We start from the raw sequence: 26,469 nt of genomic DNA on the forward strand, positions 1-26,469 counted from the left end.
ACCTCCAAAATTAATTTCATATTATAAAATATGCTTATCCTATTAATAACTTGTCTAATAATTCTACTTTCATATGTTTCATCATTATTTCTTTTATTCATAATGTATAGAAAGTACAATTATTAAATTTGATTTATTCAAGAATGGTAAACTACTATATAATGGAAATGTAGTAATTTTTTGGAGGGGATCTGATGTTTAAAAAAGTACTAGCTAGACTAGGAATTGGAGCAGCTACGGTAGATACAATTATTCATACGAAAGATTTATATCCAGGAAAAAATGTTGAAGGTGTAGTTGAAATTAAAGGTGGTTCAGTTGCACAAGAAATTAATCATATTGGGCTTAAATTAAAGACTTATGCTAAAAAGAAAAGTGGAGACGATGAAGTAAACGTTAAAATTCAATTACATGAAGAACGTGTATCCGGAAAAATGAAAATTGAAGCGAATGAAGATAAAGTAATTCCTTTTTCATTCCAATTGCCATTTTACACACCGATTACAATAAGACATGGCCAAGTTTGGATTGAAACTGATTTAGATATCGATTTAAGTATAGACCCAACAGATACCGATTTCTTAAAGGTTCATGCGCATGAAGAATTAGCAAACTTTGTAGAAGCATTTAAAATTCTGGGCTTCCGTTTACGTCAGGTCGAGGTGGAGGCTCAAAATGGTCGATTCTATCAAGAGTGGGAGTTTGTTCCAAGCTCTAAAAGAGAATGGCGATTTGATGAAATTGAATGTATGATCGAACCGAATAAAGATGGACTGTTTATGATGGTAGCAGTAGATAAAGCTGGTTCACATCGTGGTTTAACGGGTTTACTACAGGAATCATTGGGATTAGATGAAAAGAAAACATCACTTAACTTTATAAATGAGCAACTTAAAGATGTCCAATCAATTGCAAATTCGGTTAGGGCGTTTTTACAAGAATATAATTGATGAAGAAGCATGAGATGGTTTTTGTCTCTTGCTTTTTATTTTTTACACTTTCTGAAATTCTCATTCTTTAGACTGAATTTAAAAGGATTTTATCATAAAAACTATCCGTATAAGAATTTATCGAATACAATAGTATTTATTAGAAAAAATTAACATTTTAAGTTGAAAAGGAGATTTTATGAGATCTAACGTAAAAAATATGAAATGGATTTCGGGTGGTTTTGAAGCATTACTGGGGATCCCTTTTTTAGGTGGTTCGATCGTTATAGGTTTTGGTTATACGCCATTATTTATAGCTTTAATTCTCCACATTATTACACTCGTGTTAGCGAAAAAAGCCGGTGTCTCTGCGAGTGGAAATATTTTTGGGATTGTAACTTCTTGTCTTGCATGGATTCCAATAGTAGGTATGATTATGCATATTCTATCAGCTATTTTTATATTAATTGGTGCAGCGACTCAGCGTTCAAAATAGAAGGATTTATAGGTAACATATAATTGGTATGTTTGTTTCTAAGAATAAGACTAACATCAGGTTAGTCTTTCATTAATTTTAAGAAAGAGTGGTAAAGTTGGTCTTTTTCTTAATCAGTGGTTTTTTCATTCTACTTATTTTAGGAATCGTATTAATTGTAAAGGGTTTTTTAGTAAAAGGATTAATTTTGATTAGTGCAAGTATCGTTTTTGGAATTATAATGATTATTTACTATGAGCGGAGAAGACAGAATAGGGGATTCGATTGGTGTGATTGCGGTGATTTTGGTATGATACCAGATTGTGACATCCCTAATTGTCATCATCACATGCCTGACTGCACACCGGATTGTGCACCAGATTGTGATTGTAGCCCAGATTGTCCAAGTTAATAGGAGGATTATTTTTGATTTTGAATTGGATTCCATGTCATCGTAAAAAAGAAAGGTCATTTCATATAGGTTCTTATGCTTTTCCACTTTGTGCAAGATGTACTGCCATACTTGTGGGTTATTTGTTTCTTCCCTTTCTCTTTATGCTTTCATCATTTATATTTTGGTGGTACATTCCTATTTTAATGACTCCGTTATTAATTGATGGGTATACACAGAAATGGAAATGGAGAGAAAGTAATAATTTCTTGCGTTTTATAACAGGATTTTTATTTGGAATTGCTCAAACAATCTCGATCGTAAGGTCTGTTTTGTTTTTGATAAAAATTCTTATGTAACTTCTAGATCACGCTAATTATGAATTTTTTCCTACCTTATTGGTTAAAGTAACATGTAGATTCTTTACTAAGGAGGATTGAAAAATGGAAGATACACATGAATTTGTCGAAAAATTGCATGAAAAGCAAAGAAAAGATCAAAAAAATAAAGAACACCAAGGTAATGGAACACCGAACGAAAAATTACCGACTAAGCAACATGGAACAAATAAATAATGCATGTTTTACTAGCCGTGGCAATTGTCATGGCTAGTTTTAATTTGATAAAAGAAAGGAAGACATCTAAATGTCTTCCTGCTCCTTAATTATCCTTTTTTACCATCTATGTGCCTTAGCATTGGTTCTTAAAATGATCGTGTTCTGAGACTCCATAGTATGTCCATTGACTTGTGATTTAGCATGTTTAGGTCTAGTCCAATTGTGGTAAAATTTCTGAGAATGAGGATCTAAATGATTTTTTAATGTCATGTTTGATTCACCTCTAAGATAATTTAGGATATCTTTGATATTCAATTGAATATCATAGTTAGTATTTGAAAATTAGTTGAAAAAGATACTATATTAAAACACTAAAATTAATTTGATCTTATTTAATATGAGATTTTGGTTTATACCAATATAAATTAACTTTAATTTTTGGTGAAAAAAGAATTTCATTTAAGTAAATTGTTCAATCTAAAATTTAATGGTTAGTAATGAGCGTTTTAATTGATAATCCATCGTATCGTTTATTATTATTTTAAGTAATAGGAAATACATATCGCAAACTTGCTTAAATGATGGCAATTTTCAATATGACTAATGAATTAACTAAAAAATTATGTATTTTCAAAGAGGAGATTATTTAGCAAAACTCTTTTCAATTTATTTAAAGGGGAAACCGTGATGGATATTCAAAATGAGGTCTTACAATTTAAAATGGATATAGGTGTAAAAAAACCTGATAGTATTAAAAATAAAGAAGTTAAATGCCCATTCTGTGATCGTGAAAACTTAACGGATATTATCGATACATCTGGCTCGATCATTTATTTGAAAAATAAATTTCCAACATTAGAAGATACTTTTCAAACTGTTATTATTGAAAGCGACGATTGTGAAGGAGATCCTTCGAAATATTCTTTAACGCATTTGAAAGAATTATTAGCCTTTGCAATTAATAAATGGGAAGAAATGGAATCGACAGGAGAATACAAATCTGTTATTTTATATAAAAATCATGGCCCATTATCAGGGGGAACACTAAGTCATCCGCATATGCAAATTGTTGGCTTGAAAAATATTGATTACAACAAAAAGGTAACAGATGTGTATTTCGAGGGGATTATCATTTCGTCGGGTAATGGGTATGAATTAAACATTTCTACTCATCCAATTATGGGATTTAGAGAATTCAATATTCTAATTGAAGATCTGAAATTTATTCCACAAATGGCCGTCTACTTACAAACAGTTACACATTATTTACTTAACCATTTTTATAAAGGACTTCAAAGCTATAATCTATTCTTTTATAAATGGAAGGGGAAATTTATTTGTAAAATTATTCCTAGATTTGTTGTATCACCACTATTTATCGGCTATTCAATTTCACAAGTGTCTAATCAGTTAGAAGTACATAAAGATCAAATACTTAGTTTTTACCAGAAAGAATTTGAGGCAATTTCTTCAATGTAAAAAGAGCTTACGCGATTGTAAGCTCTTTTTCATATTATTAAGAGGTTTTAGTAAAACTTGCCTATAAACAACTTTCTAGTTTCATGTTTATTTTATTTATAATTCGTTTTTTAATTCTCTAATTTGCTCAATATGACGTTTTTCATGAACACCTATAAAAGGAATCCATTGTTTTAAATTGATTAGTCCAAAAATCGGATGTGGCATGCCTTTATCATCTAATTTATGATCTTTCGTTAGTTCAACAAATTCATATAGTGATTTTCTAGATTGGTTCAATTTTTCGGTCATTTCTTTTTTAGTAATAAATTGATCAGTTGGTTCAAAATGAGGTGGAGAGGCTATTTTTTTAGTACGATCAGTTGCTAGATGAATTGGCTTATCTTGTATAACTTCACTAGGTGCTTCATTAAATGTCCGTGTCATCAGTTTTACTAATTTTGATTCCATTAAATATAAATGTTCAAGAACTTGCATAATGGACCATTTTTCATTAGTTATCTTCTTATTTAACTGTTCATCTGTTAAATGATCAATAACTTCCATAAGTTCTTCACGAATTTGCATATTCTCTTTCAAAAGATATTCCCCATTTCTATTTTTTTAATAATTGTAACCCAAGATTTTTTACAAGACTCTATCAATCTAAAATTTGAGTATTACTTATTTAGATAAATATTATGAGTCATCATAAGAAATAATATAAATAACAAATTTAAAATCTTATTTTTAGTTTAATTTAGCATGTAAATTTTTACAAATTTGAACGGTTTTGAGTGAGTTTGAACGTTCAAGATTGTTATTGAACGTTTTTGGAAGAAAATGATTGTTTTTTTATTTTTTGTGTCTTATACTTGGTTCTATGAAAGGATGAATTCAATGTTAACTCCGGAAAGACAACAATTCATTATAGAGATGATAAAAAGAATGGGTATTGTGAAATTAAGGGATATCGTAGAGGCTACAAATACTTCCGAGTCGACTATACGTCGTGATTTAGTTGAGCTTGAGTCTCTTAATCTCTTAAAAAGAGTTCATGGTGGAGCAGCTTCAATTAATAGCAAAGCCACTGAATTAAGTATGACTGAAAAAACATCCAAAAACGTTCAAAGTAAAAAATTAATCGCCGGGCTTGCAGTAACTCAAATTAATGAAGGCGATTGTATATATTTAGATGCTGGTAGTACTACATTCGAAATGATTCCTTTATTAAAAGGCTTAAATGTAACAGTCGTTACGAATGGATTAATGCATGTTGAAGCTCTTTTCGAAAATGAAGTGTCTGCATATCTTATAGGTGGAAAAATGAAAGGGCATACAAAAGCTTTGATTGGGAGTATGGCTTCTGAAAGTCTTAAGAATTATCGGTTTGATAAATGTTTTATTGGGGCGAACGGTATCCATCCTCAATTTGGCTATACTACGCCAGATCCTGAAGAGGCTTTTGTAAAGAAAACAGCAATCTCTATTTCAGAGAAAGTATTTATATTAGCTGATTACAGTAAATTTGGGGAAACAAGTTTTGCGAAGATTTGTGAAATTGAAGAAGCGATTATTTTAACGGACGAAATAGATGATGTACTAGCCAAACAATTTGAAGAAAAAACATCTTTGATAAAGGTAGTGAAATCATGATTTATACAGTAACACTTAATCCTTCAATTGATTACATCGTTGAAGTAGAGGATCTAGGGTTAGGAAAAATTAATCGAATGAAAAGGGAAAATAAATTTCCTGGTGGTAAAGGAATTAATGTTTCTAGAGTTTTGAAAAGATTAGATGTCGAAAGCATAGCACTTGGATTCGTCGGAGGATTTACAGGAGAATTTATTAAAAATGTCTTGGAAAATGAAAGAGTTACATCTGACTTTGTTCAAGTGGAAGGTGATTCTAGAATTAACATAAAATTAAAATCTCAATTAGAAACGGAAATCAACGGACAAGGCCCTACAATTTCAGAAGAAAAATTAGATCAATTTTTTTATAAACTAAAACAAATTAAAAAAGGTGATTATGTTGTATTAGCTGGTAATATCCCTAATACATTACCATCTGATTTATATGAACAATTGACTTTGTGGGGACAAGAAAATGGGATTCATATCATTGTAGATGCAAGTGGAAAAGTACTTTTAGATGTGGTAAAACATCGTCCATTTTTTATCAAGCCAAATCATCATGAATTAGGTGACTTATTTGATGTCAAAATTACTTCAATTGAGCAAGCAATCCCGTACGGTAAAAAGTTGGTTGAAATGGGTGCTCAAAATGTAGGCATATCGTTTGCAGGTGATGGAGCGATTCTTATAACTGATTCTTCTGTTTATGTATCAAATGTTCCAAAGGGAGAAGTTATTAATTCAGTAGGTGCAGGCGATTCACTTGTCGCTGGTTTTGTTGGTACTTATGTAAAAACAAATAATATTGAAACTGCATTTAAAGTAGGAGTAGCATCAGGTAGTGCTACCGCTTTTTCAGAGGATTTAACAAAAAGAGAGAAAATTGAAGAATTACTTAATCAAGTAAAGATTGAAAAAGGTTAGGGGGGGCGAATTATGAGAATCACAGAATTATTAAAAATAGATACAGTTCTCATTGATTTGAATTCATCATCAAAAATGTCAGTAATTGATGAATTAATACAGGTTTTAGATCAGGCAGGGAAATTAAACGATAAACAACAATTTAAAGAAGCGATTTTAACACGTGAAGGTCAAAGTACTACTGGAATTGGAGAAGGTATTGCAATTCCACATGCTAAAACTGCGGCGGTTAAAACTCCTGCAATTGTATTTGGTCGATCAAAAGATGGGATTGATTATGAATCACTTGACGGTCAACCGGCTCACTTATTTTTTATGATTGCAGCTAGTGAAGGCGCAAATAATGCGCATTTAGAAACATTATCTAGATTATCTTCACTATTAATGGATGAAGAATTTCGCGGCTCTTTATTAAGTGCAAAAGATGCAAATGAAATTATTCAATTAGTCGATCAAAAAGAAAAATCGTTAAATGATGAAAATGAAGAAACAGTCATAGAAAATTCTTCACGTCCACTAGTCCTTGCAGTAACTGCATGTCCAACAGGTATTGCTCACACTTATATGGCGGCAGATGCTTTAAAAGCAAAAGCAAAAGAATTAAATATTGATTTAAAAGTAGAAACGAATGGATCAACTGGGATAAAAAATGAATTAACAAAAGACGAGATTAGTAGAGCAGCAGCTATTATCGTAGCAGCGGATAAACAAGTAGAAGTAAATCGCTTTGATGGAAAGCATGTCATCCAAGTACCAGTAGCAGATGGAATTCGTAAGTCAAAGGAATTGCTTGAAAGAGCTGTTAAACAAGATGCACCAATTTTTCATGCTAATAGTAATGGTGGTGGAAGTACTTCATCAAATCAAGGTTCGGGGATTTACAAGCACTTAATGAATGGTGTAAGTAATATGTTACCTTTTGTAGTAGGTGGAGGAATTCTAATTGCGTTAGCATTTGCTTTTGGAGGAATTCATACAAAAGGTCCGGTTGCTGAATTACTAATGAAAATTGGAGGAACTGGTGCTTTTAGTTATTTAGTTCCTATACTAGCTGGTTTTATTGCAAGTTCGATTGCCGATCGACCTGGATTTGTACCAGGGGTAGTTGGTGGATTTTTAGCTTCAAGCGCTGGCGCAGGATTCTTAGGTGGTTTAATTGCTGGTTTCTTGGCTGGTTATGTTGTCCTTGGACTAAAGAAAGTATTTTCTACGTTACCAAAATCATTAGAAGGTATTAAGCCGGTTCTATTATATCCGGTATTTGGATTATTAATTACTGGTATTTTAATGGAATTAGTCGTTAATCCTCCTGTAACTTATTTAAATTCAGCTTTAACTCATTGGTTAAGTAGTTTAAATGGTGGAAACGCTGTATTGTTAGGATTAATTCTTGGTGGAATGATGGCAGTAGATATGGGGGGACCTATAAATAAAGCTGCATTCACATTTGGTATAGCTGCAATTGCAGCAAATAATTTTGCACCACATGCTGCTGTAATGGCAGGTGGTATGGTACCTCCATTAGGTATTGCCTTAGCAACTACACTTTTCAAATCGAAGTTTACGGAAATGGAACGTAAATCAGGAATCACAAACTATATAATGGGGATTTCTTTTATAACAGAAGGAGCGATACCATTTGCTGCAGCAGACCCAGTAAGGGTAATTGTAAGTTCTGTTGTAGGTTCTTCAATAGCAGGTGGACTTGCAATGGCATTTGGTATTACATTACCTGCGCCACATGGTGGAGCATTTGTTATTCCGTTAGTAAATAAACCAGTACTGTATTTACTAGCTATCTTAATTGGCTCAATCATCACAGCGATTATGCTTGGAATTTGGAAAAAAAGAGTAAATGAATAATTAAGTACAATAAAAAGGCGACCTTAAAGTCATTATTTTGACTTATAGGATCGCCTTTTTTTATTCAAATGGTAGCAGTTTTACAAATACTGGAATTACCATGTGAATAATAACCTTAATTTAACGCAAAATAAGTCTAATTTATTGTATGAGTTTGGAAATTGGGTGAAATGCATAATGCGTTCAAATAAACATAACCAAAATAATCGAGATTCAATAATTGAAATTAGTGGCGATATAGATCGTAATGTAGAAAATGTAAAGAAATCACTAATAAATACGAGTGATTTAACGATCAGACATCTAATGTTTCATAATAAAAAGATCGTAGTTGTCTATATTAGTACAATTGTAGGTAGGGATGCTCTTGAAGTACAAATTATCCAACAAATTATTAATAATCCAAAGGAAACGATTCCAAATACAGTATCAATTAATGATGTGAAAAGTTCGGAATCATTTGATGAATGTATTCTCAGTATTGTAAAAGGAAACACGCTCATTTTCACAGAAAATGAAAAAAATGTATTTATTTTAGAAACGACTTCCTTTCAAAATAGATCGATTCAACAGCCTAGTAGTGAACAAACAATCAGGGGATCACACGACGGATTAGTAGAATGTATACTGACCAATATTAATCAAATAAGACGAAGAATTAGTAATCCCAATCTTGTTGTAAAAACTTTATCATTAGGGGTAGAATCTGACACACGATTAGCAGTTTTATATATTGATACGATTGCAAATGAGGAGTTAGTTAAGGAAGTCCATAGAAGACTTTCATATATAAATGTTGATTATTTACATTCACCAGGTAATCTTGAGGAATTTATAGAAGATGACCCGTATTCACCTTTTCCACAAGTATTAACAACTGAGAGATCTGACCGAATAGCGGGTAATTTAATGGAAGGAAAGGTTGCTATTCTAACAGATGGTAGTCCTTCAGCACTTGTTTTACCAATTACTTTTTTTACGTTTTATCAATCACCTGATGACTATAATAGTCGATGGATGGTCGCATCATTTGCACGTATTTTAAGATTAGTTAGTTTTTTAATTGCGATCTCATTACCGGCATTATATATCGCATTAGTTTCTTTTCACTTTGAAATTATTCCAATTGATCTAGTGTTTAATGTGAAAAGTTCACTAGAGAACGTTCCATACCCACCCTTAATTGAAGCCCTAGGCATGCAAATAACATTAGAATTACTTAGAGAATCCGCAATCAGACTACCTAATCCAATTGCACAAACACTAGGTGTTGTAGGCGGTTTAGTAATTGGAACTGCAGTCGTACAGGCAAATTTAGTGTCAAATACGATGATTGTTGTCATTTCACTTACTGCAATTGCATCATTTGTTGTACCAGACAGTGAAATTGGTACCTCTGTCCGCTTGCTTGGATTTCCATTAATGTTTGCAGCATCATTAATAGGTTTAATAGGAATTGTTTTTGGACTTTGTATTATCCTAATCCATCTTTGTAAACTTGAATCATTCGGGTCACCTTATTTCGCGCCATTTGCTCCACTTAGAAAATCAGATCTAAAAGATACAGTTGTTCGTGCTCCACAATGGAAAATGAAAAAACGACCATTTGCACCTTTACCTAAGAAATTTATACGAGAAAACAATTCTAGAGGATGGGAAAATGATGAAAAATGAAAAGATGCTTTCAATATCGCAATTTACATTCGTCATCATTCAAGCTCAAATTGGTGTAGGATTACTTTCACTACCATATGTAGTCCATAAACATGCAGGACATGATGGTTGGATCTCTACATTAGTAGCTGGAATCGGTGTGTTTTTACTATTACTAATAATGTGGATGCTTGGTACGAGATTTCCGAAAGATACGATCTATGAATATACAACGAAAATAGTTGGGAAATATGTTGGGATTGTAATTTCGTATCTTTATATTTTGTTTTTCTTTATTGTTGCGATTTATGTCGTGATGATCACTATTTCTGTACTTAAAAAATGGATTCTTACATTTACCCCACCTTTTGTATTAATCCTGTTTATAGTTAGTACAGGGGTTTATTTAGCAAAAGAAAATATGAAAGTAATCGCACGATTTTTTACTTTCGTTTGTATTTTAATTTTATTTTTAATTTTCTTTGAAATTTGTTCTTACAATAATGTAAATTATCGCTATTTATTTCCAATTGGACAGGCGGGTGTTAAAAACATCCTACTAGGATCTCACGATGCACTAATCTCAATGATGGGATTTGAATTCATTTTAGTATTATTTCCGTATGTAAAAGGAAGTCCAAACAAAATATTAAAATCTGGAACGATCGCAATTAGTTTTGTAAGCCTTTTATATACATTTTTTTTAATTACAAGCTATATGAGTTTTAGCACAGCGGAAATTGGAATTGTTCCCGAGCCAATTTTATATTTATTAAAATCACTTTCATACGAAGTAATTGAAAGATTAGACCTTGTCTTTCTTTCTATTTGGGTGGTACCAATCTTAACTTCATTTGTAACCTATTTATATTTAACTAGTTTTGGAATCAGTAAACTCTTAAAGCTTAAAAGCCATGGTAAAACAACTATTTTTACCGGACTTGCCATCACAATCATCTGTACTTTAATACCAAATAGTGAAGAATTTGTAATGAAATTTGGGACAATTCTTTCTTTTACAAGTTATTTTTTTATCTTTGTATTACCTTTAATTCTATTAATTGTTTCGTTTATTAGAAAAAAGAAAGAACTCGGTAATTCATATGAAGTATAAATTAATATTGATATCTTTAATTTGTATTTTGCCTTTAACTAGTTGTTGGGATCAAAGATTACTAAAGGAGTCTAGGCTAGTTTATAGTGCTGGATTTGATTTAGCAGAGGATAATAATATGCTAGTAACTGCAGTCATTAAAACAAATAGTCAAGGTGGAAGTGATCCTTCACAAGTTAAAACAACAAATGTCATAATTACTGCTACTGGAAAAACATCAAGTGATGCAAGAATAAAAGTTACTCGAAAAGTAGCGGGAGATTACGCTACTAATAAAACAAGGGTTTTATTACTTGGAGATGAATTGTCTAAACAGGATATTTATCCTATATTCGATGTTGTATATAGAGACCCAAGAAGTTCATTAGGGGCAAAAGTTATTATTACTAAGGGGCGAGCGGAAGAAATTTTAAAACTGAGCAAAGTAGAGGAAACCCTTATAAGTGAAGAAATTTTGGATTTAGTAACTAACGCAGAAAGACATACGATGGTTCCTATTGAAAATGTACAAACAATCTGTACAATTATGTTCGACCCAGGTGAAGATATTTTTTTACCGCTAATTGAAAAAGATGATGATAAATTAATTAATATTTCTGGGGTAGCATTATTTAACGACCACAAATATACAGGGTATAATCTTTTAGGTGATGAACCCACTATGTTACTTTTATTTAAAAATCAAATGAAGAAGTATGCAAGATTCAATGTAGAAGTTAGTCCGAAAGAAAAGGATATTAGGGAACGGTATATAACGATTCAAGTGAAAAAAAATAAGCCAAAAATGAAAATTAAAGTTTCAAAAGACAATAATATAACCGTAAATTTAAATCTAAAATTAGAAGTTGATACACTTGAGTACGCACATGATGAATTAGCTTCCCAAAAAGAAATTGATAAGTTAAATAAAAAAATTTCAAAGCAATTAACTAAAAAAGCTGAAAGAATCATTAAAACTGTTCAAGAATCAAATTGTGATGCTTTAGGAATTGGTAGACAGTTAATATCATTTCATCCAGACGTGTGGAAAAAACTGGATTGGAACAAAGACTATGCTAAAATTACAATTAAACCAAAAGTTGATGTGAAAATTGTTGGAACTGGTATCTTAAAATAATAAAAAACCATCCATTGGGATTTGAAGTGCACCCCAAATGTTAGACACGACTAACATTTGGAGGTGCATTTTTTATGACTAAATTTACTACTGAACATAAATTAGCGGTAGTTATGCGTTATTTAGAAGGTAAGGAAAGTTTTCGTTCTATTGGTAAGTTATTTGGAACGTCCCATGCTGAAGTGAGAAACTGGGTAGCTCAATATAAGGAAAATGGGATTAATGGCTTGCTTAAAAAGTCATATACAAGTTATTCGGTACAGTTTAAACTAAACGTATTAAAGTATATGAATGACCACGGGACGTCACCGAATGAAGCAGCTGCAATTTTCAATATTCCTTCCCCTAGAACGATTCGAAAATGGAGGACTCAATTTGAAACACAAGGACAAGACGCCCTAGAATCAAAGAAAAAGGGGCGACTTTCCATGAAAAAAGAAACAAAGAAAACTACACCCGTTGAAGGATCAATTGAAGAACTTCAAGCTGAAATAGAACGTTTACGCATGGAAAATGCATATCTAAAAAAGTTGAATGCCTTAGTTCAAAACAAGGAAAAATCACGAAACAAGACAAAGTAAAAGTTGTCTATGAATTAAGGCATGAGTTTTCGTTAAAAGAACTTCTACTGCTAGCCAGTATTCCGCGTAGTACGTTTTATTATTGGATGAAAAATCTAGAACGTCCTGATCCAGACGCAGAGTTAAAAGTGCTGATAAAAGAAATTTATGAGGAACACGAATTTCGTTATGGCTATCGTAAAATTCGAGACGAGCTTACGAATCGTGGTTATAAAGTAAATCATAAAAAAGTTCAACGACTTATGAAAGAACTAGGGATAAAATCACTTGTGAAGGTAAAGAAATATCGCTCTTACAAAGGTGAAGTAGGTAAGATTGCACCCAATATTTTAAATCGAAATTTTCAAGCTGAAAAACCAAATGAGAAATGGGTTACAGATATAACTGAATTTAAATTATTTGGAGAAAAGCTATACTTCTCACCTATGTTGGACTTATATAATGGTGAAATAATTGCTTATACAATTGGTTCACGTCCAACTTTTTCACTTGTATCAAATATGTTAGAACAATCTCTTGAACGATTAACAGATTCCGATACACTACTAATTCATTCAGACCAAGGGTGGCACTATCAAATGAAAAAATATCGTAGTGCTCTTATTAAACGTGGAATCACTCAGAGTATGTCACGAAAAGGAAACTGTTACGATAACGCAGTAATTGAAAGTTTCTTTAGTATCATGAAATCTGAACTACTCTATCTTAAAGAATTTAACAGTGTCGAACACTTTAAACAAGAACTAGCTAAATATATAGATTACTACAATAACAAACGAATTAAGGCAAAATTAAAAGGCATGAGCCCAGTAAAATACCGAGTTCATGCCCAACAGGCTGCCTAATTGAAGTAACCAGTCTAACTTTATGGGGTCACTACAGGATTTGAAGTGGATGGTTTTTTGTTTATTTAGAGTACAAAGTAATAAACACAGAAGAAATGACAAAGTGTTCCAAGCATAATGAAAATATGAAAAATTTCATGGAATCCCCAATTTTTAAAGGATAAAAATTTAGGTTTAATTCCATAAATGACTCCACCAACCGTATAGAAAATTCCACCTATGATTAGCGCGAACATTCCTTTCATGCTGATCGCATCAGATAAAGGTGCAGAAGCAAGTATAATGACCCAACCTAAGGCAATATAAAGGGCTGTTGATAACCATCTTGGGCAACTAAACCAAATCAACTTGAACAATACACCACAAAATGCAATGAAAGAAACAATCGAAAAGATGATCCATCCTAATGTTCCTTTTAGACTAATGATACAAAAAGGAGTATATGTACCTGCGATTAAGACAAATATCATTGAATGGTCCATCCGTCTTAAAAAAGCGATTATTTTATCGCTAGCTTTTGCCATATGATAGGTCGTTGAAGCTGAATAGAGAAGAATCATACTTACACCGAATGCAATAACCGCAGATGTTTGTAAAATACTTCCACCAGAAAAAGTAGACTTAAAAACCATCGCTAGTAACCCAAAAAGTGATAATACAGCTCCAACTAAATGTGTCATGGAATTAATAGGCTCACGCATAAAGTTCCCCATGTAAATCTCCTCCAACTATGTTATGTAGTTTTGATAACTACATATAAAGTTATCATCAACGACGCTATATAGTCAAGTGTTTTAAGAACAAATTTTTTATGATAAAATTAACCTGTAAATTACATAAAAAGAGGACGAAAAATGAAAAAGATTATTGAACTAATAGAACAAATAGATTTAGATAAAAAAATATTATTAGATGATATACCTAATCTTGATCTATATATGGATCAAGTAATCCAATTATTTGATAATAAATTTGCAAAACCGAATTCTAATGAAAAAGTAATGACAAAAACAATGATTAATAATTACGCAAAAGCTAAATTACTATTCCCAATAAAAAATAAGAAATACACAAAGAATCACATTATATTAATCAGTTTAATTTATCATTTGAAGGGTGCTCTTTCGATTAATGATATAAAAGAAACCTTAAATGGGTTAAATCAAAGAATCCTTGAAAACAATGAAATAAATATTGATGTTATTTATTCAAGTTTTTTACATTTAAATGAACTAAACCTCGAAAAGTTTAAAACGGAACTTCAACAATCTGGTGAAAATGTAAACAAAGAAATTGAACAGATTGATGATGCGAGTAAAGAATATATCGAGCAATTGCTCTTAATTACTTCTTTCGTTAATATGAGTAATTTATATAAAAATGCAGCTGAAAAATTAGTAATGGATCTGATTGAGAAGCAGAAATAAAATATATTTTGGAGCTTTGTCGATGGGGAGGGGCTAATTCGTTTATTTGGACATATCCAATACAGTGGCCCGCCTTATGTTTAGATAAAATGTACGAGGCATTAAAGTATTATTGATGGAATTGAACTCTTCATTTCAAGTAATTAGCAGAAATATATAGTCTTTTTATTCATTCTAGAAAGGTTTAGAGTATATTTGCTAGTTTTTCACTTGAAATTACTCACGATTGTAGATTCTATCGGACGTAATACCCTAATTGGTATAGGTAATTAATTATTTTATTTACTATTCTTTTTAATTTAATTGTAGAATAACAACTTTTATTTGCTTTTTTCTTAAATTTAATTGCAGTTTAACCATTTTTAATTGCGATTTTTAGATATTAATTGCAGTACACTTTTATTTGCACAGATAGAATCACTATTTGCAGTTATCCAGCACTTAATTGCAGTTCTCAAGACATTATTTACACACTTTATCTGCAGTTCATTCTAAAATATTTATCAAATTCTTGCTCTTTCATTCTAATATCAGTCCATTTTTCTTAATTAAGTCTATAATAAAATTTACATAAGACCATGAAGAGCAAAGGGTGATTTAAAATGCATTCAACTGAAAAATTATATTGGACTTTAATTGAATATAAAGACTGGAAGATTCACATTGCTGCAACAGTAAAAGGGCTATGTTTCGTAGGCTCACAATGTGGAACCATTCAAGAATTACTTTTATTTAAGGATAAATACTTTCCTAGAATTGAAATGATAGAAGATGAAATAATATTAGAAGCTTATAAAAAAGAGATAATTGAATTTTTAGAGGGCGAGCGGACTAATTTTAAAAGTAGACTTGATTTTCGTGGTACAGCTTTTCAAAATTCAGTTTGGAATGCCCTATGCTCCATCGGTTATGGAGAAACGAAAACTTATTCCGATATTGCAAGTTACCTAAATAAGCCAAAATCTATTCGAGCAGTCGGGAGAGCAATTGGTGCAAATCCATTATTGATTATAATTCCTTGTCATCGTGTCCTTGGAAAGGATGGCTCATTAACTGGCTATCGTGGTGGTTTAGAAATGAAGAAAAGCCTTTTAAAAATTGAAACTAGAAACTAAAGATGCCATTCTAAATAAAGGTACAGGTTTTCTCTCAGGCAGGGGTACAAGGTTATGATGCTCATAGGTTTTATCTTAAAAATAGCTTAAATATTACATGTCATCATTTTCAATTGAATTTTTAATTAAATTAGTTAGCAGATCGATTCTCAATACTTTGAGGCTGTGAAAACAGTCTCTTTTTTTGATCGTACATTTAAAAAGCTTTACATTTATGCTTACGGACCAAATCTTTTATTATTTATTAGAATTGATTTTAGAAAATAGATTAAAGGAATGATATACTATTTTCAAATAGATACAGGAGGCTTTTAGTAAATGAAAGAAAAGAATTCAAAACGGCTAGCCAATATTTCACTTATAGTGGCAACTTGCGGTTTCGCTGCAACAATGCCGTTTCAATCTAAATTATTTCAAATCCTTTCTGGTGGATTTGAGGCAGCTTTAGTAGGTGGTCTTGCGGATTGGTTTGCAGTAACTGCAATGTTTCGTCATCCTCTTGGTATACCGATCCCACATACAGCCTTATTGCCTAAAAATAGAAAAAAGATTACTGAGGGGATTTTAAGCACACTTAATAATCAGTGGCTAAGTAAGGAAAGTTTAATTGAAAAGGTAGAAGAACGTGATTGGATTAATCAAGGTATTAATGCTTTTGAAAAGATGCTTGAAAATGATGAATCTAGAAATAAAATGGTTCATTCAATCAAGCAGTTTGGTGCATCTATTCAGGATGATACAATCAAAAAATTCTTATTAAATACCTTTAAACCGACAATTGATTCCATATCATCTCTGAACTTATTAAGTAAAGCTGTGGATACGGTTATTGAAAAAGAATGGGATGCAAAGACATATGAATTTTTAATTAATAAAATCGAAGAAACAGTGAGCCTACCACATATTAAGGAATTAATCGGCAAAGAGGTTATACAGTTTATTGAGCGTAAGTTTTTTATGATAAAAGCTTTTCTACCAATGATTGGAGAAGAGAAAATCACAGAATTTATACATAGCGGATTAATCGATTTACTAACGGAATTAAAACACCCAAATAGTGATAGAAGGAATTTCATTTTATCGTTTATTCGATTGGAAGCTGAAAAAAATAAATCGAATGAAAACATTATTCGCCAATTAGATGAATGGAAAAATAAAGGCTATGAATATATTGTAGATCAAGCAATTAAACTGTTTAGAAATAAAATGAATGATGAAGAATTTATTTTAAATGCTATCGAAAAAATAATCAGCTTCATTAAAAATTCGAATTGGATTAATAATGTTGAGCAAAGTTTTAAGAAACTATTAACTAATACAATTGAAAAATATCATCACAAAATTAGTGATTTAGTAAGGTACAATATTGAAAAATTATCTACTGAAGAAATAACTGATTTGTTGGAAAATAAAATTGGAAAGGATATTACTTGGATTCGTGTAAATGGTGCTGTTTGTGGATTTATTATTGGATTAGTATTAACAAGCCTAAGATTGATTTTCACATAATATTTCATTCTAAAGCCTTAATTAACGTAAAAAGTTAATTAAGGTTTTTTTCACCTTAAGAAAGTAAATTGGTAGCAGAGAATAAGTATCGACAAGTTTCCAATTTTTGGAATTAAGTATAAAGTGCAACGACTCCTATGTTCTTCGCCTATAGCCTCACCAATCGATGAGTTTTCTTTAAATGAAATTAAAAAAATCCAATAAATAGAAACATAAGCATTTTATTGGAAAGAAAAATTTTTTTCATGTATTATAGGTTTGGGTAAAAAATATTTTCCGAATGAATAATTGGAATGAATTATTTGAACTAACATTAGCTCTAAATAAAAATTAAAGATCGTTTGAAAATATATTTTTTATTATCATCTAGTTAAAAGTTCGACTAAGAGGAGGTTTAGTTAATGGATTCTATGTCATTTGTATTGTTCGGAGCCACAGGCGATTTAGCAAAACGAAAAATATTTCCTGCTTTATATAATTTATATATAGATCAAAAGATGCCTGAGTCTTTTTCAATCATTGGAATTGGTAGGAAAGATTTTTCAAATGACGAATTTCAGAATCAAGTAATGCAATCACTCATTACTTTTTCAAGACGTTCGATAGAAGATCAAAAAATGGTCCAAGAATTTCTAGATTCAATTCGTTATCAACAGCTAGATATCACGAACAAAGAAGGATTCGTTGATTTATTAAATTTAGTCAAAGAAAGAGAACTGGAATTACAGCTACTTGAAAACAGATTATTTTATTTATCTGTAGCTCCAGAATTTTTTGAAATTATTGCATCAAATATTAAAGAAAGTGGACTAGGAACGACAAAAGGTTGGAAGCGTCTAATTATTGAAAAACCTTTTGGGCGTGACTTGAAAACTGCTAGAGATTTAAATGAAAAATTAAGTAAGTCATTTAAAGAAGATGAGATCTTCCGAATTGATCATTACTTAGGTAAACCTATGGTTCAAAACTTAGAAGCTTTAGAGTTTGCTAATCCAGTTTTACAAGCGTTATGGAACAATCAATATATCGCAAATGTTCAAATTACGGCAAGTGAAACAGTCGGAGTTGAAGAACGAGCGGGTTATTATGATAAATCTGGAGCAATCAGGGATATGTTCCAAAATCATATGTTACAAATGTTAATGATGTCTGCTATGCATTTAAAAAACCAAAATACTGCAAGTGACGTTAGAGCTGAGAAGAAAAAGGTTCTTGAATCTCTTCGACCTCTATCAAAAGAAGAAGTAGTTTCTCATGTAGTTCGAGGTCAATATGGTTCTGGTGAACAAAATGGTAAGAAAGTAGTTGCATATAGACAAGAACCAGGAATTGAGTTTTCATCACAAAATGATACTTATGTAGCAGCTAGAGTATTAATCGAAAACGATTTTTGGAAGGGAATCCCATTCTATATCCGTACAGGTAAAAGAATGAAAGAAAAATCTACTCGAATCGTTTTTGAATTCAAAAGTCCAATTCAAAACCTTAGAACTAATAATGGAACAAATTTATTGGTAATTGAAATTAATCCAAATGAAAGAGTTTCTTTCTATTTAAATAGCAAAAACGTAGATGGCAATATTGAACCTGTACAAGCTGAGTATTTTGCGAATAAAGAAGATCGTCCAGAAGCGTATGAGTTATTAGTTTACGATGCGTTACGAGGCGATTCGAAATTTTTTGCGCATTGGAATGAAGTTGAATTGTCATGGCAATGGGTTCAACCAATTTTAGAAGCATTTGAAGAGAATTTAGTACCACTTCATACTTATAAATCCGGTTCATTTGGCCCAGAAGCTGCTGATGAATTATTAGCAGAAGATGGTTTCAAATGGTGGTTAGATACAGCTTTTGTACAAGAAAATGAAAACAACAAAACAGATCTAAAAAGGAGTATTTAAATTATGAGTTCGATTTCTACATTATCAATTAATACAATCCGTACACTATCAATTGATGCGATTAACCAAGCTAATTCTGGTCATCCTGGTTTACCAATGGGTGCTGCGCCAATGGCATATGCATTATGGGCAGATCATTTAAAGCATAATCCAAAAAGTTCAAAATGGTTTGACCGTGACCGTTTTGTATTATCAGCTGGTCATGGTTCAAGCATGTTATATAGTTTACTACATCTTGCAGGCTACGATGTTTCAATCGAAGATCTTAAAGATTTCCGTAAACTAAATAGTAAAACACCTGGGCATCCTGAATTTGGACACACTGATGGTGTTGAAGCTACGACTGGCCCATTAGGACAAGGTATCGCTACTGCTGTTGGTATGGCAATGGCTGAAGCACATTTAGCAGGTAAATTTAACAAAGACAACCTTTCTATTATTGATCACTTTACTTATGCATTAGTTGGTGATGGTGATTTAATGGAAGGTGTTGCTTACGAAGCGATGTCACTTGCTGGCCATATGAAACTTGGTAAGTTAGTTGTATTATACGATTCAAACGATATTTCACTAGATGGTACATTAAATCTTTCTTATTCAGAAGATATGAAAAAGAGAGCTGAATCATTTAACTGGCAATATTTAAGAGTAGAAGATGGAAACGATCATGTAGAAATTTCTAAAGCGATCGAACAAGCTAAACAAAACACAGACCAACCGACAATCATTGAAGTTAGAACAATTATTGGTTACGGAAGTCCAAAAGTGGCTGGTACAAATAAAGCCCATGGTAATCCATTAGGTCATGAAGAAGCAAAAGAAACGAAAAAAGCATATGCTTGGAACTACGAAGAAGATTTCTTTGTGCCAGAAGAAGTTAAATTACATTTTAAAGAAATACAAGAAAAAGGCAGTGAAAAAGAAGCCGAGTGGAAACAATTATTTAATGCATACCGTGAAGCTTACCCAGAATTAGCAGCTCAGCTTGAAAAAGCAATTAAAGGTGAAGTTTTAATCGAAACAAAAGATTTATTAACTTTTGATGAGAATAAAACAATCTCTACACGTGTTGCAAGTGGAGAAGCGATCAATCACTACATTAAAACAGTTCCTGAAATTTTCGGTGGTAGCGCAGATTTATCACATTCAACAATGACAGATATTAAAGATGAAAGTAAATTCGCTGTAGAATCATTTGCTGGACGCAATATTTATTTTGGTGTACGTGAGCACGCGATGGGTGCTGCTGCAAATGGTATGGCATTACATGGTGGAGTTAAGCCTTTTGTAAGTACATTCTTCGTATTTAATGATTATTTACGTCCATCAATTCGTTTAGCAGCATTACAAAAATTACCAGTAACTTATGTATTCACTCATGACTCAATTGCAGTTGGTGAAGACGGTCCTACACATGAGCCAGTTGAACATTTAGCTGCATTACGTGCAATCCCTGGTTTAACAGTTATTCGTCCATCAGACGCAAATGAAACAGCTAATGCTTGGGCATATGCGTTACAAAATACAAATGGACCAATCGCTTTAGTATTAAGTCGTCAAAATTTACCTGTATTTGAAGAAACAGCATCTAGATTAGATCATCTTTCAAAAGGTGGATATGTTTTAACAGAAACGAATGAGCAACCAGACATTATTTTAATCGCTACAGGTTCAGAAGTTTCTCTTGCAGTAAATAGTAAAACTGAGTTAGAAAAAGAAAACTTATCAGTTCGTGTAGTAGCAATGCCAAGTTGGGAGCTATTCGATCAGCAATCAGATGCATATAAAGAGTCTGTTTTACCATCACATATATTAAACCGAGTTTCAATTGAAATGGGGATTTCACTTGGATGGGAACGCTATGTTGGTTTCAAAGGTAAAAAAATCTCAATCGAGACTTTTGGAGCATCTGGAACAGGTAATGAAGTAATGGAATTATTTGGTTTTAGTACAAAGAATGTAGTAAACGTAAGTAAAACTTTATTGAATTCTTGATTTAAATAATATTTTATTTATTTTTTAACATAAAAATTTTTACTTAGAGAAAAACATTAATATTACTGTAGAGATTATGGGAGGATCACGTAATGAAAGTTGGTTTAATTGGATTAGGAAAAATGGGTTTAAACTTAGGTCAAAATTTAATGGATCATAATCATGAAGTAGTAGCATTTGATTTAAATACTGCTGCAGTAGAAGAAATGAAAGGCTTTGGTGCTGTTGGTACTTCAAGCTTAGAAGAATTAGTAAAAAATCTTGATACACCAAGAGTTCTGTGGATTATGGTTCCACATGGGGTAGTAGATTCTGTAATCAATGATGTAAAACCATTCTTATCTGAAGGGGATATAATCATTGAAGCAGGAAACTCACACTATAAAGAGTCTATTAGACGTTATGATGAATTAAAAGAACATGGTATAAGGTTTATGGATGCTGGTACTTCAGGCGGTATGGAAGGCGCTCGTAACGGTGCTTGTTATATGGTTGGTGGAGACCAAGAAGCTTGGGATATCGTAGAACCAATCTTTAAAGATACCTCAGTAGAAAATGGTTTCCTATATGCTGGTAAAATTGGTAGTGGACATTTCCTAAAAATGGTTCATAATGGGATCGAATACGGTATGATGGCTGCAATCGGTGAAGGATTTGAAGTATTAGAAAAAAGTGACTTTGATTATGATTATGAAAAAGTTGCGAAAGTATGGAATAATGGTTCTGTAATTCGTTCTTGGTTAATGGAATTAACTGAAAATGCATTCTCAAAAGATGCTAAGCTTGATGAAATTAGAGGCGTAATGCATTCATCTGGTGAAGGTAAATGGACAATTGAAACAGCTTTAGACCTTCAAGCTGCTACACCAGTTATTGCAATGTCATTATTAATGCGCTACCGTTCATTAGATAACGATACGTTCACAGGTAAAGTTGTTGCGGCTCTTCGTAATGAATTTGGTGGACATGCAGTTGAAAAGAAATAAATAAAGTATAAAATAGGAAATATCCCTAAAAATTGGAGGAAGTTAAAAATGAAATTTTTTATTGACACAGCTAATGTAGAAGACATCCAAAAAGCTTATAAAATGGGCGTATTATCTGGAGTAACTACAAATCCATCTTTAGTAGCAAAAGAAGGCGTTAAATTCGAAGACCGTATCGAAGAAATTTTAAAATTAGTTCCTGAAGTAGAATCAGTTTCTGCTGAAGTTACACCAAACGCAGTTTCTGCTGAAGAAATGATCGCTGAAGCTGACGAGCTTATTAAAATAAACGGTGGAGATAAAAATATTACAATTAAATTACCAATGACACTTGCAGGGTTAGAAGCTTGCCGTTATTTAACGAAAAAAGGTGTTAAAACAAACGTAACATTAATCTTTACTGTTAACCAAGCTTTATTAGCAGCTAGAGCAGGTGCTACTTATGTATCTCCATTCTTAGGTCGTTTAGACGATATTTCTGAAGATGGTGTATTATTAGTTGCTAAAATTGCTGAATTATTCCGAGTTCATAATATGGACGCTCAAATCATTGCTGCGTCAGTTCGTCACCCAGACCATGTTACTCGTGTAGCATTAGCTGGAGCTCATATCGCGACAATTCCTTACAGTGTTATTGAGCAATTATCTAAACACCCATTAACAGATCAAGGTATTGAAAAATTTGCTGCTGACTGGGCAAAAACTTCATTATAATTTGTAACAAACTTTAAATCTAATAAGTATAAAGCCCCCATCTTCATTGAAACTCATTTTGTAGTTATGAAATGGGGGTATTTACATAAAAACAAGGAATAGAGGAGGAAATAGTAATGAATTCGAATCAGAAATTTGTTGGTTATGTAGGTACATATACAAAAAGTGAAAGTAAAGGTATTTATCAATTTACACTTGATACAGAAAAAGAAAGAATAACTGATGTTAAAGCAGTTGCTGAACTAGGAAATCCAACTTATTTAACAATTAGTGAAGACAATAAAAATCTATATGCTGTTGCAAAAGAAGGAAACTTAGGTGGAATTACTGTCTATTCGATTGATGAAAACAGTGGAGAGCTTAAAAAATTAAATGAACAGCTTAATGAAGGCGCTTCACCTTGTCATATTAGCGTTGACTCAGGTAAGCAAAATATTGTTACAGCAAATTATCATAAAGGTACAATTGAATTATATAAAATCAATCAAGAAAATGGTTTTGCTAGTGATGTTAAATCGATTATGCAACATGAGGGATCAGGTCCAAATAAAGAGCGCCAAGAAAAACCTCATGCCCATTATTCTGGTTATACATTAAATGAAAAATATGTAGCTGCAATTGATTTAGGAATCGATCAATTAATTACATATAAAATCGAAAACAATTCTTTAGTTGAAGTAAGCAGTCTATCTGTTAAACCTGGAAGTGGGCCACGTCATATCACATTCCATCCAAATGGAAAGTTCGCTTATATTATGACGGAGCTTAGTTCAGAAGTAATTGCTCTACAATTAAATGAAGATGGAAGCTTTACAGATTTACAATATATTTCGACAATCCCTAGTGAATTTATTGAAAACAATCAAGGAAGTGCCATCCATATTTCAAAAGATGGTCAATTCGTATATGCAGGAAATCGTGGTCATAACAGTATCGCAGTATTTAGTGTAAATCAAGATACTGGTAAGCTTGAATTAGTTGAAATTACTTCAAGTGAAGGTAATTGGCCAAGAGATTTCGTATTAGATCCATCTGAGAACTATTTAGTTGGTTCAAATGAAATGTCAGGGAATCTAGTTTTATATGCAAGAAATAAAACTACTGGAAAATTAACAGTGCTTCAATCAGACGTACAAGTACCTGAAGCAGTATGTGTGAAATTTTTAAACGTTTAATCTAAATTAGGAGACTTTTAAGATGGATTTTAAAATAACTGATGCGGCCAAAGAAATACTTGGCGCAGTAGATCAAAATAAAATACTACAATTAGAATTTGACCGTGGAAGCTGTGATGTCGTTAATAACATCTATGAGATAAAAGTTATTAATAAAAGAGAATGTGGTCCTAATGAAAAAATGATAATTGGAGACCAGTTTGAGTTTATGGTAAATAAAAATTTTGAAGATGTATACGAAGACCAATTAGTAATTGATTATGTTGATGGATCATTTGTTTTCAAAAATCGAAATCAAATTTTTAATAATCGAATCGGATTAACTTATATTAAATAGGTTGAATACCAACGGCTTTTGAATGATGATAAGATAAGAATTTTTTGGAGATGCGATTCTTTGAGGGATTAGCGTCTCTTTTTTAGATGATGTTTTTAGTAAAGTTGTACTCATCAAATATTTTTATAAAACCTTTGTTCTCATTCCTTTTAATTAAAGTGTTTTTATAGGAGAAAATAATCTCTTTCTATTCTTATTTTAGTCGATTTGCTTTAATCTGTTTAATCATCGAATGTTTATCTGTCTGTACAATGTTTCCCCGGGCAAACTTTCCAACTGAGTGTTTAAAATCATCCTTCATTTTTTAAAGAAATCAAGATTCTTCCTCATCTTAACTAGAATTCGATCTTCTACATTCGCTTTCACTTGTTTTTACGGTCTACCCAAACCTCATACGGCACATCCATGTAATAGTTAGTAGTCCGAGCGCTAAAATCATTACAATGTTATATAGCATCAAATGCATTTAGTTTAGAAAATCGGTATTTTGATGAACATGGATTAATTTATTTAATTAATAGGGCAAGATTGTTAAGTAGATTGTAATAAGCACTGCGCGGGTAATTACCGAAACGAGCATTTACGGGTAGACTAAAGAGCCACAATAGTGGCCCTTATTTTATTTGAATTGCTTTTTTAATGAAGGGTAGGATACGGGATTAATTGGTTTGTTTGTGATATGATTTAAAATAAAAACATATACTCTAGTGATGTATATTTTTGACACTTTAGGGGATGGAGAAATGAAATTTGAGATGCAAAAAGCGAATATGTTGGCTGAAGATATAAATGATTTTGTCAAATTAGTACATAATAGTTATGAAAATAGTAAATACTCATCTACTAATAATAAAGACAAAATATATCAAATAAAACTATTAATTGAAGAGTTTAGGTTCCAAGTATTGGCAGATGAACTATTCAGAATTAATCGGTTCGCATGGGATGGGAAATATACATATTTATTGATCGAGAACTTTATAAAAGGAATTAGCATTATTGATGAGTACGTGGAAAATAATTATAATGAACTTTATATTTTCACTGCAAAGCTCTACACTTTAAAAAATGCGATCATTTCATTTAATAATAAATAATTTAATGCGAAAAAAATTTTTGAATACAAATTAAAAATGCTATTTCCTCTACAGAAGGTAATAGCATTTTAGATTGGAGTTTGTTAAAGCTTTTTAAACCTAAAAGGACTAACCATTAAGAAAGCAAGAATTAAAGTAATCCATGCATTACTATAAAAAAACATTCCCATACCAGCTAAAGGTAAACCAGCTGCAGGAATAGGCAACCCTTTGAAATAACCTATAGTAGGTTTAGCACTAAATTTTGCTAATCTTAATGCCCCCATCGTAGGAAAAAGGATAAATGCAAGTGAAGTTAAGATTGATGGTGCCGAAATGGAATGAAATAAAAGCGCAGGGGCAACGCCGAAACTAACAATATCGGCCAAAGAATCTAGCTCTACCCCAAATTCACTATTCACTTTTAGTTTCCTAGCAACTTTTCCGTCAAGAAGATCGAAAATAGCAGCGATGAAAATAAAAATTGAGGAAATCATTATTAAACCACTCATATTAAGTGTAATCGATAGAACACCACAAACTAAATTTCCGATTGTAAGTAAATTGGGTATAGATTTTACGACCTGACTAAACAAAGTATCCCCCCTGACCATTAAAAACCTTTCTATAGTATTTTCTATCTATTTACACTTTATTCTTAAATCTTCATACTAATATATTTATCAA

27 protein-coding genes are annotated in these 26,469 nt (G+C 31.9%); 23 read left to right on the plus strand and 4 right to left on the minus strand.

Features of this window, described 5'->3' with window-relative positions:
* The first annotated feature begins 194 nt into the window (after positions 1 to 194).
* The 5 genes from MY490_RS10515 to MY490_RS10535 all read left to right on the plus strand — a co-directional run bounded on the left by MY490_RS10515 (position 195) and on the right by MY490_RS10535 (position 2,370).
* Positions 195 to 950 carry a sporulation protein gene (locus MY490_RS10515; RefSeq protein WP_248269142.1) on the plus strand — a complete coding sequence of 252 codons (756 nt, stop codon included), beginning with the start codon at positions 195 to 197 and terminating at the stop codon, positions 948 to 950.
* 178 nt (positions 951 to 1,128) lie between these two features.
* Positions 1,129 to 1,425 (plus strand): hypothetical protein, encoded by a 297-nt coding sequence (locus tag MY490_RS10520; protein WP_248269143.1) that lies wholly within the window; start codon positions 1,129 to 1,131, stop codon positions 1,423 to 1,425.
* A gap of 97 nt (positions 1,426 to 1,522) precedes the next feature.
* Positions 1,523 to 1,816, plus strand: a complete 294-nt coding sequence (locus MY490_RS10525; RefSeq protein ID WP_248269144.1) for a hypothetical protein — start codon at positions 1,523 to 1,525, stop codon at positions 1,814 to 1,816.
* 14 nt (positions 1,817 to 1,830) lie between these two features.
* Positions 1,831 to 2,154: a DUF2085 domain-containing protein gene (locus tag MY490_RS10530; protein WP_248269145.1), complete on the plus strand. Its 324-nt coding sequence runs from the start codon at positions 1,831 to 1,833 to the stop codon at positions 2,152 to 2,154.
* Positions 2,155 to 2,238: 84 nt separating this feature from the next.
* The gene (locus MY490_RS10535; RefSeq protein ID WP_056466015.1) at positions 2,239 to 2,370 is read left to right on the plus strand and encodes a DUF4023 domain-containing protein; all 132 of its coding nucleotides are present in this window, start codon (positions 2,239 to 2,241) and stop codon (positions 2,368 to 2,370) included.
* Positions 2,371 to 2,469: 99 nt separating this feature from the next.
* Here MY490_RS10535 and MY490_RS10540 read toward each other — a convergent pair whose 3' ends face one another.
* Complete coding sequence (locus tag MY490_RS10540) at positions 2,470 to 2,622, minus strand: YpzG family protein (RefSeq protein ID WP_098948613.1); 153 nt, start codon at positions 2,620 to 2,622, stop codon at positions 2,470 to 2,472.
* Positions 2,623 to 3,045: 423 nt separating this feature from the next.
* Here MY490_RS10540 and MY490_RS10545 point away from each other — a divergent pair, with 423 nt between their 5' ends.
* Positions 3,046 to 3,831 carry a DUF4931 domain-containing protein gene (locus MY490_RS10545; RefSeq protein ID WP_432707072.1) on the plus strand — a complete coding sequence of 262 codons (786 nt, stop codon included), beginning with the start codon at positions 3,046 to 3,048 and terminating at the stop codon, positions 3,829 to 3,831.
* A 96-nt stretch (positions 3,832 to 3,927) separates the two neighbouring features.
* Here MY490_RS10545 and MY490_RS10550 read toward each other — a convergent pair whose 3' ends face one another.
* Positions 3,928 to 4,410, minus strand: a complete 483-nt coding sequence (locus MY490_RS10550; RefSeq protein ID WP_248269147.1) for a DinB family protein — start codon at positions 4,408 to 4,410, stop codon at positions 3,928 to 3,930.
* 300 nt (positions 4,411 to 4,710) lie between these two features.
* Between MY490_RS10550 and MY490_RS10555 the strand changes: the two genes are divergently transcribed.
* The 7 genes from MY490_RS10555 (at position 4,711) to MY490_RS10585 (ending at position 13,547) form a co-directional block, all read left to right on the plus strand.
* Positions 4,711 to 5,466, plus strand: coding sequence for a DeoR/GlpR family DNA-binding transcription regulator (locus MY490_RS10555; protein WP_248269148.1), 756 nt, complete (start codon positions 4,711 to 4,713; stop codon positions 5,464 to 5,466).
* Positions 5,463 to 6,374 carry a 1-phosphofructokinase gene (pfkB, locus tag MY490_RS10560; protein WP_248269149.1) on the plus strand — a complete coding sequence of 304 codons (912 nt, stop codon included), beginning with the start codon at positions 5,463 to 5,465 and terminating at the stop codon, positions 6,372 to 6,374. The genes MY490_RS10555 and pfkB overlap by 4 nt, the downstream gene beginning before the upstream one ends.
* Before the next feature lie 12 nt (positions 6,375 to 6,386).
* Positions 6,387 to 8,237, plus strand: a complete 1,851-nt coding sequence (locus MY490_RS10565) for a PTS fructose transporter subunit IIABC (RefSeq protein WP_248269150.1) — start codon at positions 6,387 to 6,389, stop codon at positions 8,235 to 8,237.
* Positions 8,238 to 8,414: 177 nt separating this feature from the next.
* Complete coding sequence (locus MY490_RS10570) at positions 8,415 to 9,911, plus strand: spore germination protein (protein ID WP_248269151.1); 1,497 nt, start codon at positions 8,415 to 8,417, stop codon at positions 9,909 to 9,911.
* Positions 9,898 to 11,004 (plus strand): GerAB/ArcD/ProY family transporter, encoded by a 1,107-nt coding sequence (locus tag MY490_RS10575; protein WP_248269152.1) that lies wholly within the window; start codon positions 9,898 to 9,900, stop codon positions 11,002 to 11,004. The genes MY490_RS10570 and MY490_RS10575 overlap by 14 nt, the downstream gene beginning before the upstream one ends.
* 7 nt (positions 11,005 to 11,011) lie before the next feature.
* Positions 11,012 to 12,121 carry a Ger(x)C family spore germination protein gene (locus MY490_RS10580; protein ID WP_248269153.1) on the plus strand — a complete coding sequence of 370 codons (1,110 nt, stop codon included), beginning with the start codon at positions 11,012 to 11,014 and terminating at the stop codon, positions 12,119 to 12,121.
* Between the two features lie 74 nt (positions 12,122 to 12,195).
* Positions 12,196 to 13,547 (plus strand): IS3 family transposase gene (locus MY490_RS10585; protein ID WP_248269154.1). Its coding sequence is split into 2 segments (ribosomal slippage): positions 12,196 to 12,643 and positions 12,643 to 13,547, totalling 1,353 coding nucleotides; the frame shifts between segments, so codons are not numbered across the junction.
* Positions 13,548 to 13,612: 65 nt separating this feature from the next.
* Here MY490_RS10585 and trhA read toward each other — a convergent pair.
* The gene (gene trhA, locus MY490_RS10590) at positions 13,613 to 14,260 is read right to left on the minus strand and encodes a PAQR family membrane homeostasis protein TrhA (protein WP_248269155.1); all 648 of its coding nucleotides are present in this window, start codon (positions 14,258 to 14,260) and stop codon (positions 13,613 to 13,615) included.
* Positions 14,261 to 14,401: 141 nt separating this feature from the next.
* On the opposite strand from trhA, the gene MY490_RS10595 reads away from it, so the two are divergent.
* From MY490_RS10595 to MY490_RS10640, 10 genes are all read left to right on the plus strand, one after another.
* The gene (locus tag MY490_RS10595) at positions 14,402 to 14,974 is read left to right on the plus strand and encodes a DUF1836 domain-containing protein (RefSeq protein ID WP_248269156.1); all 573 of its coding nucleotides are present in this window, start codon (positions 14,402 to 14,404) and stop codon (positions 14,972 to 14,974) included.
* A gap of 602 nt (positions 14,975 to 15,576) precedes the next feature.
* Positions 15,577 to 16,089: a methylated-DNA--[protein]-cysteine S-methyltransferase gene (locus MY490_RS10600; protein ID WP_248269157.1), complete on the plus strand. Its 513-nt coding sequence runs from the start codon at positions 15,577 to 15,579 to the stop codon at positions 16,087 to 16,089.
* 318 nt (positions 16,090 to 16,407) lie between these two features.
* The gene (locus MY490_RS10605) at positions 16,408 to 17,598 is read left to right on the plus strand and encodes a DUF445 domain-containing protein (protein ID WP_248269158.1); all 1,191 of its coding nucleotides are present in this window, start codon (positions 16,408 to 16,410) and stop codon (positions 17,596 to 17,598) included.
* Positions 17,599 to 17,999: 401 nt separating this feature from the next.
* Positions 18,000 to 19,499 (plus strand): glucose-6-phosphate dehydrogenase, encoded by a 1,500-nt coding sequence (gene zwf / locus MY490_RS10610; RefSeq protein WP_248269159.1) that lies wholly within the window; start codon positions 18,000 to 18,002, stop codon positions 19,497 to 19,499.
* Positions 19,500 to 21,494 carry a transketolase gene (gene tkt / locus MY490_RS10615; RefSeq protein ID WP_248269358.1) on the plus strand — a complete coding sequence of 665 codons (1,995 nt, stop codon included), beginning with the start codon at positions 19,500 to 19,502 and terminating at the stop codon, positions 21,492 to 21,494.
* Positions 21,495 to 21,586: 92 nt separating this feature from the next.
* Entirely contained in the window at positions 21,587 to 22,480 is an 894-nt protein-coding gene (gene gnd / locus MY490_RS10620) for a phosphogluconate dehydrogenase (NAD(+)-dependent, decarboxylating) (protein ID WP_248269160.1), read from the plus strand.
* 48 nt (positions 22,481 to 22,528) lie between these two features.
* A complete protein-coding gene (gene fsa / locus MY490_RS10625; RefSeq protein WP_098233961.1) occupies positions 22,529 to 23,194 on the plus strand; it encodes a fructose-6-phosphate aldolase in 666 nt (221 codons plus the stop codon).
* Positions 23,195 to 23,310: 116 nt separating this feature from the next.
* Positions 23,311 to 24,369, plus strand: coding sequence for a lactonase family protein (locus MY490_RS10630; protein WP_248269161.1), 1,059 nt, complete (start codon positions 23,311 to 23,313; stop codon positions 24,367 to 24,369).
* 22 nt (positions 24,370 to 24,391) lie between these two features.
* Entirely contained in the window at positions 24,392 to 24,706 is a 315-nt protein-coding gene (locus MY490_RS10635) for an iron-sulfur cluster biosynthesis family protein (RefSeq protein WP_098426108.1), read from the plus strand.
* 743 nt (positions 24,707 to 25,449) lie between these two features.
* Positions 25,450 to 25,803 carry a hypothetical protein gene (locus tag MY490_RS10640; protein WP_248269162.1) on the plus strand — a complete coding sequence of 118 codons (354 nt, stop codon included), beginning with the start codon at positions 25,450 to 25,452 and terminating at the stop codon, positions 25,801 to 25,803.
* Between the two features lie 83 nt (positions 25,804 to 25,886).
* On the opposite strand, the gene pssA is transcribed toward MY490_RS10640, so the two are convergent.
* Complete coding sequence (gene pssA, locus MY490_RS10645; protein WP_248269163.1) at positions 25,887 to 26,378, minus strand: CDP-diacylglycerol--serine O-phosphatidyltransferase; 492 nt, start codon at positions 26,376 to 26,378, stop codon at positions 25,887 to 25,889.
* Positions 26,379 to 26,469: the final 91 nt, after the last annotated feature.

The sequence above is a fragment of the Gottfriedia acidiceleris genome (assembly GCF_023115465.1).
Classification (GTDB): domain Bacteria; phylum Bacillota; class Bacilli; order Bacillales; family Bacillaceae_G; genus Gottfriedia; species Gottfriedia acidiceleris_B.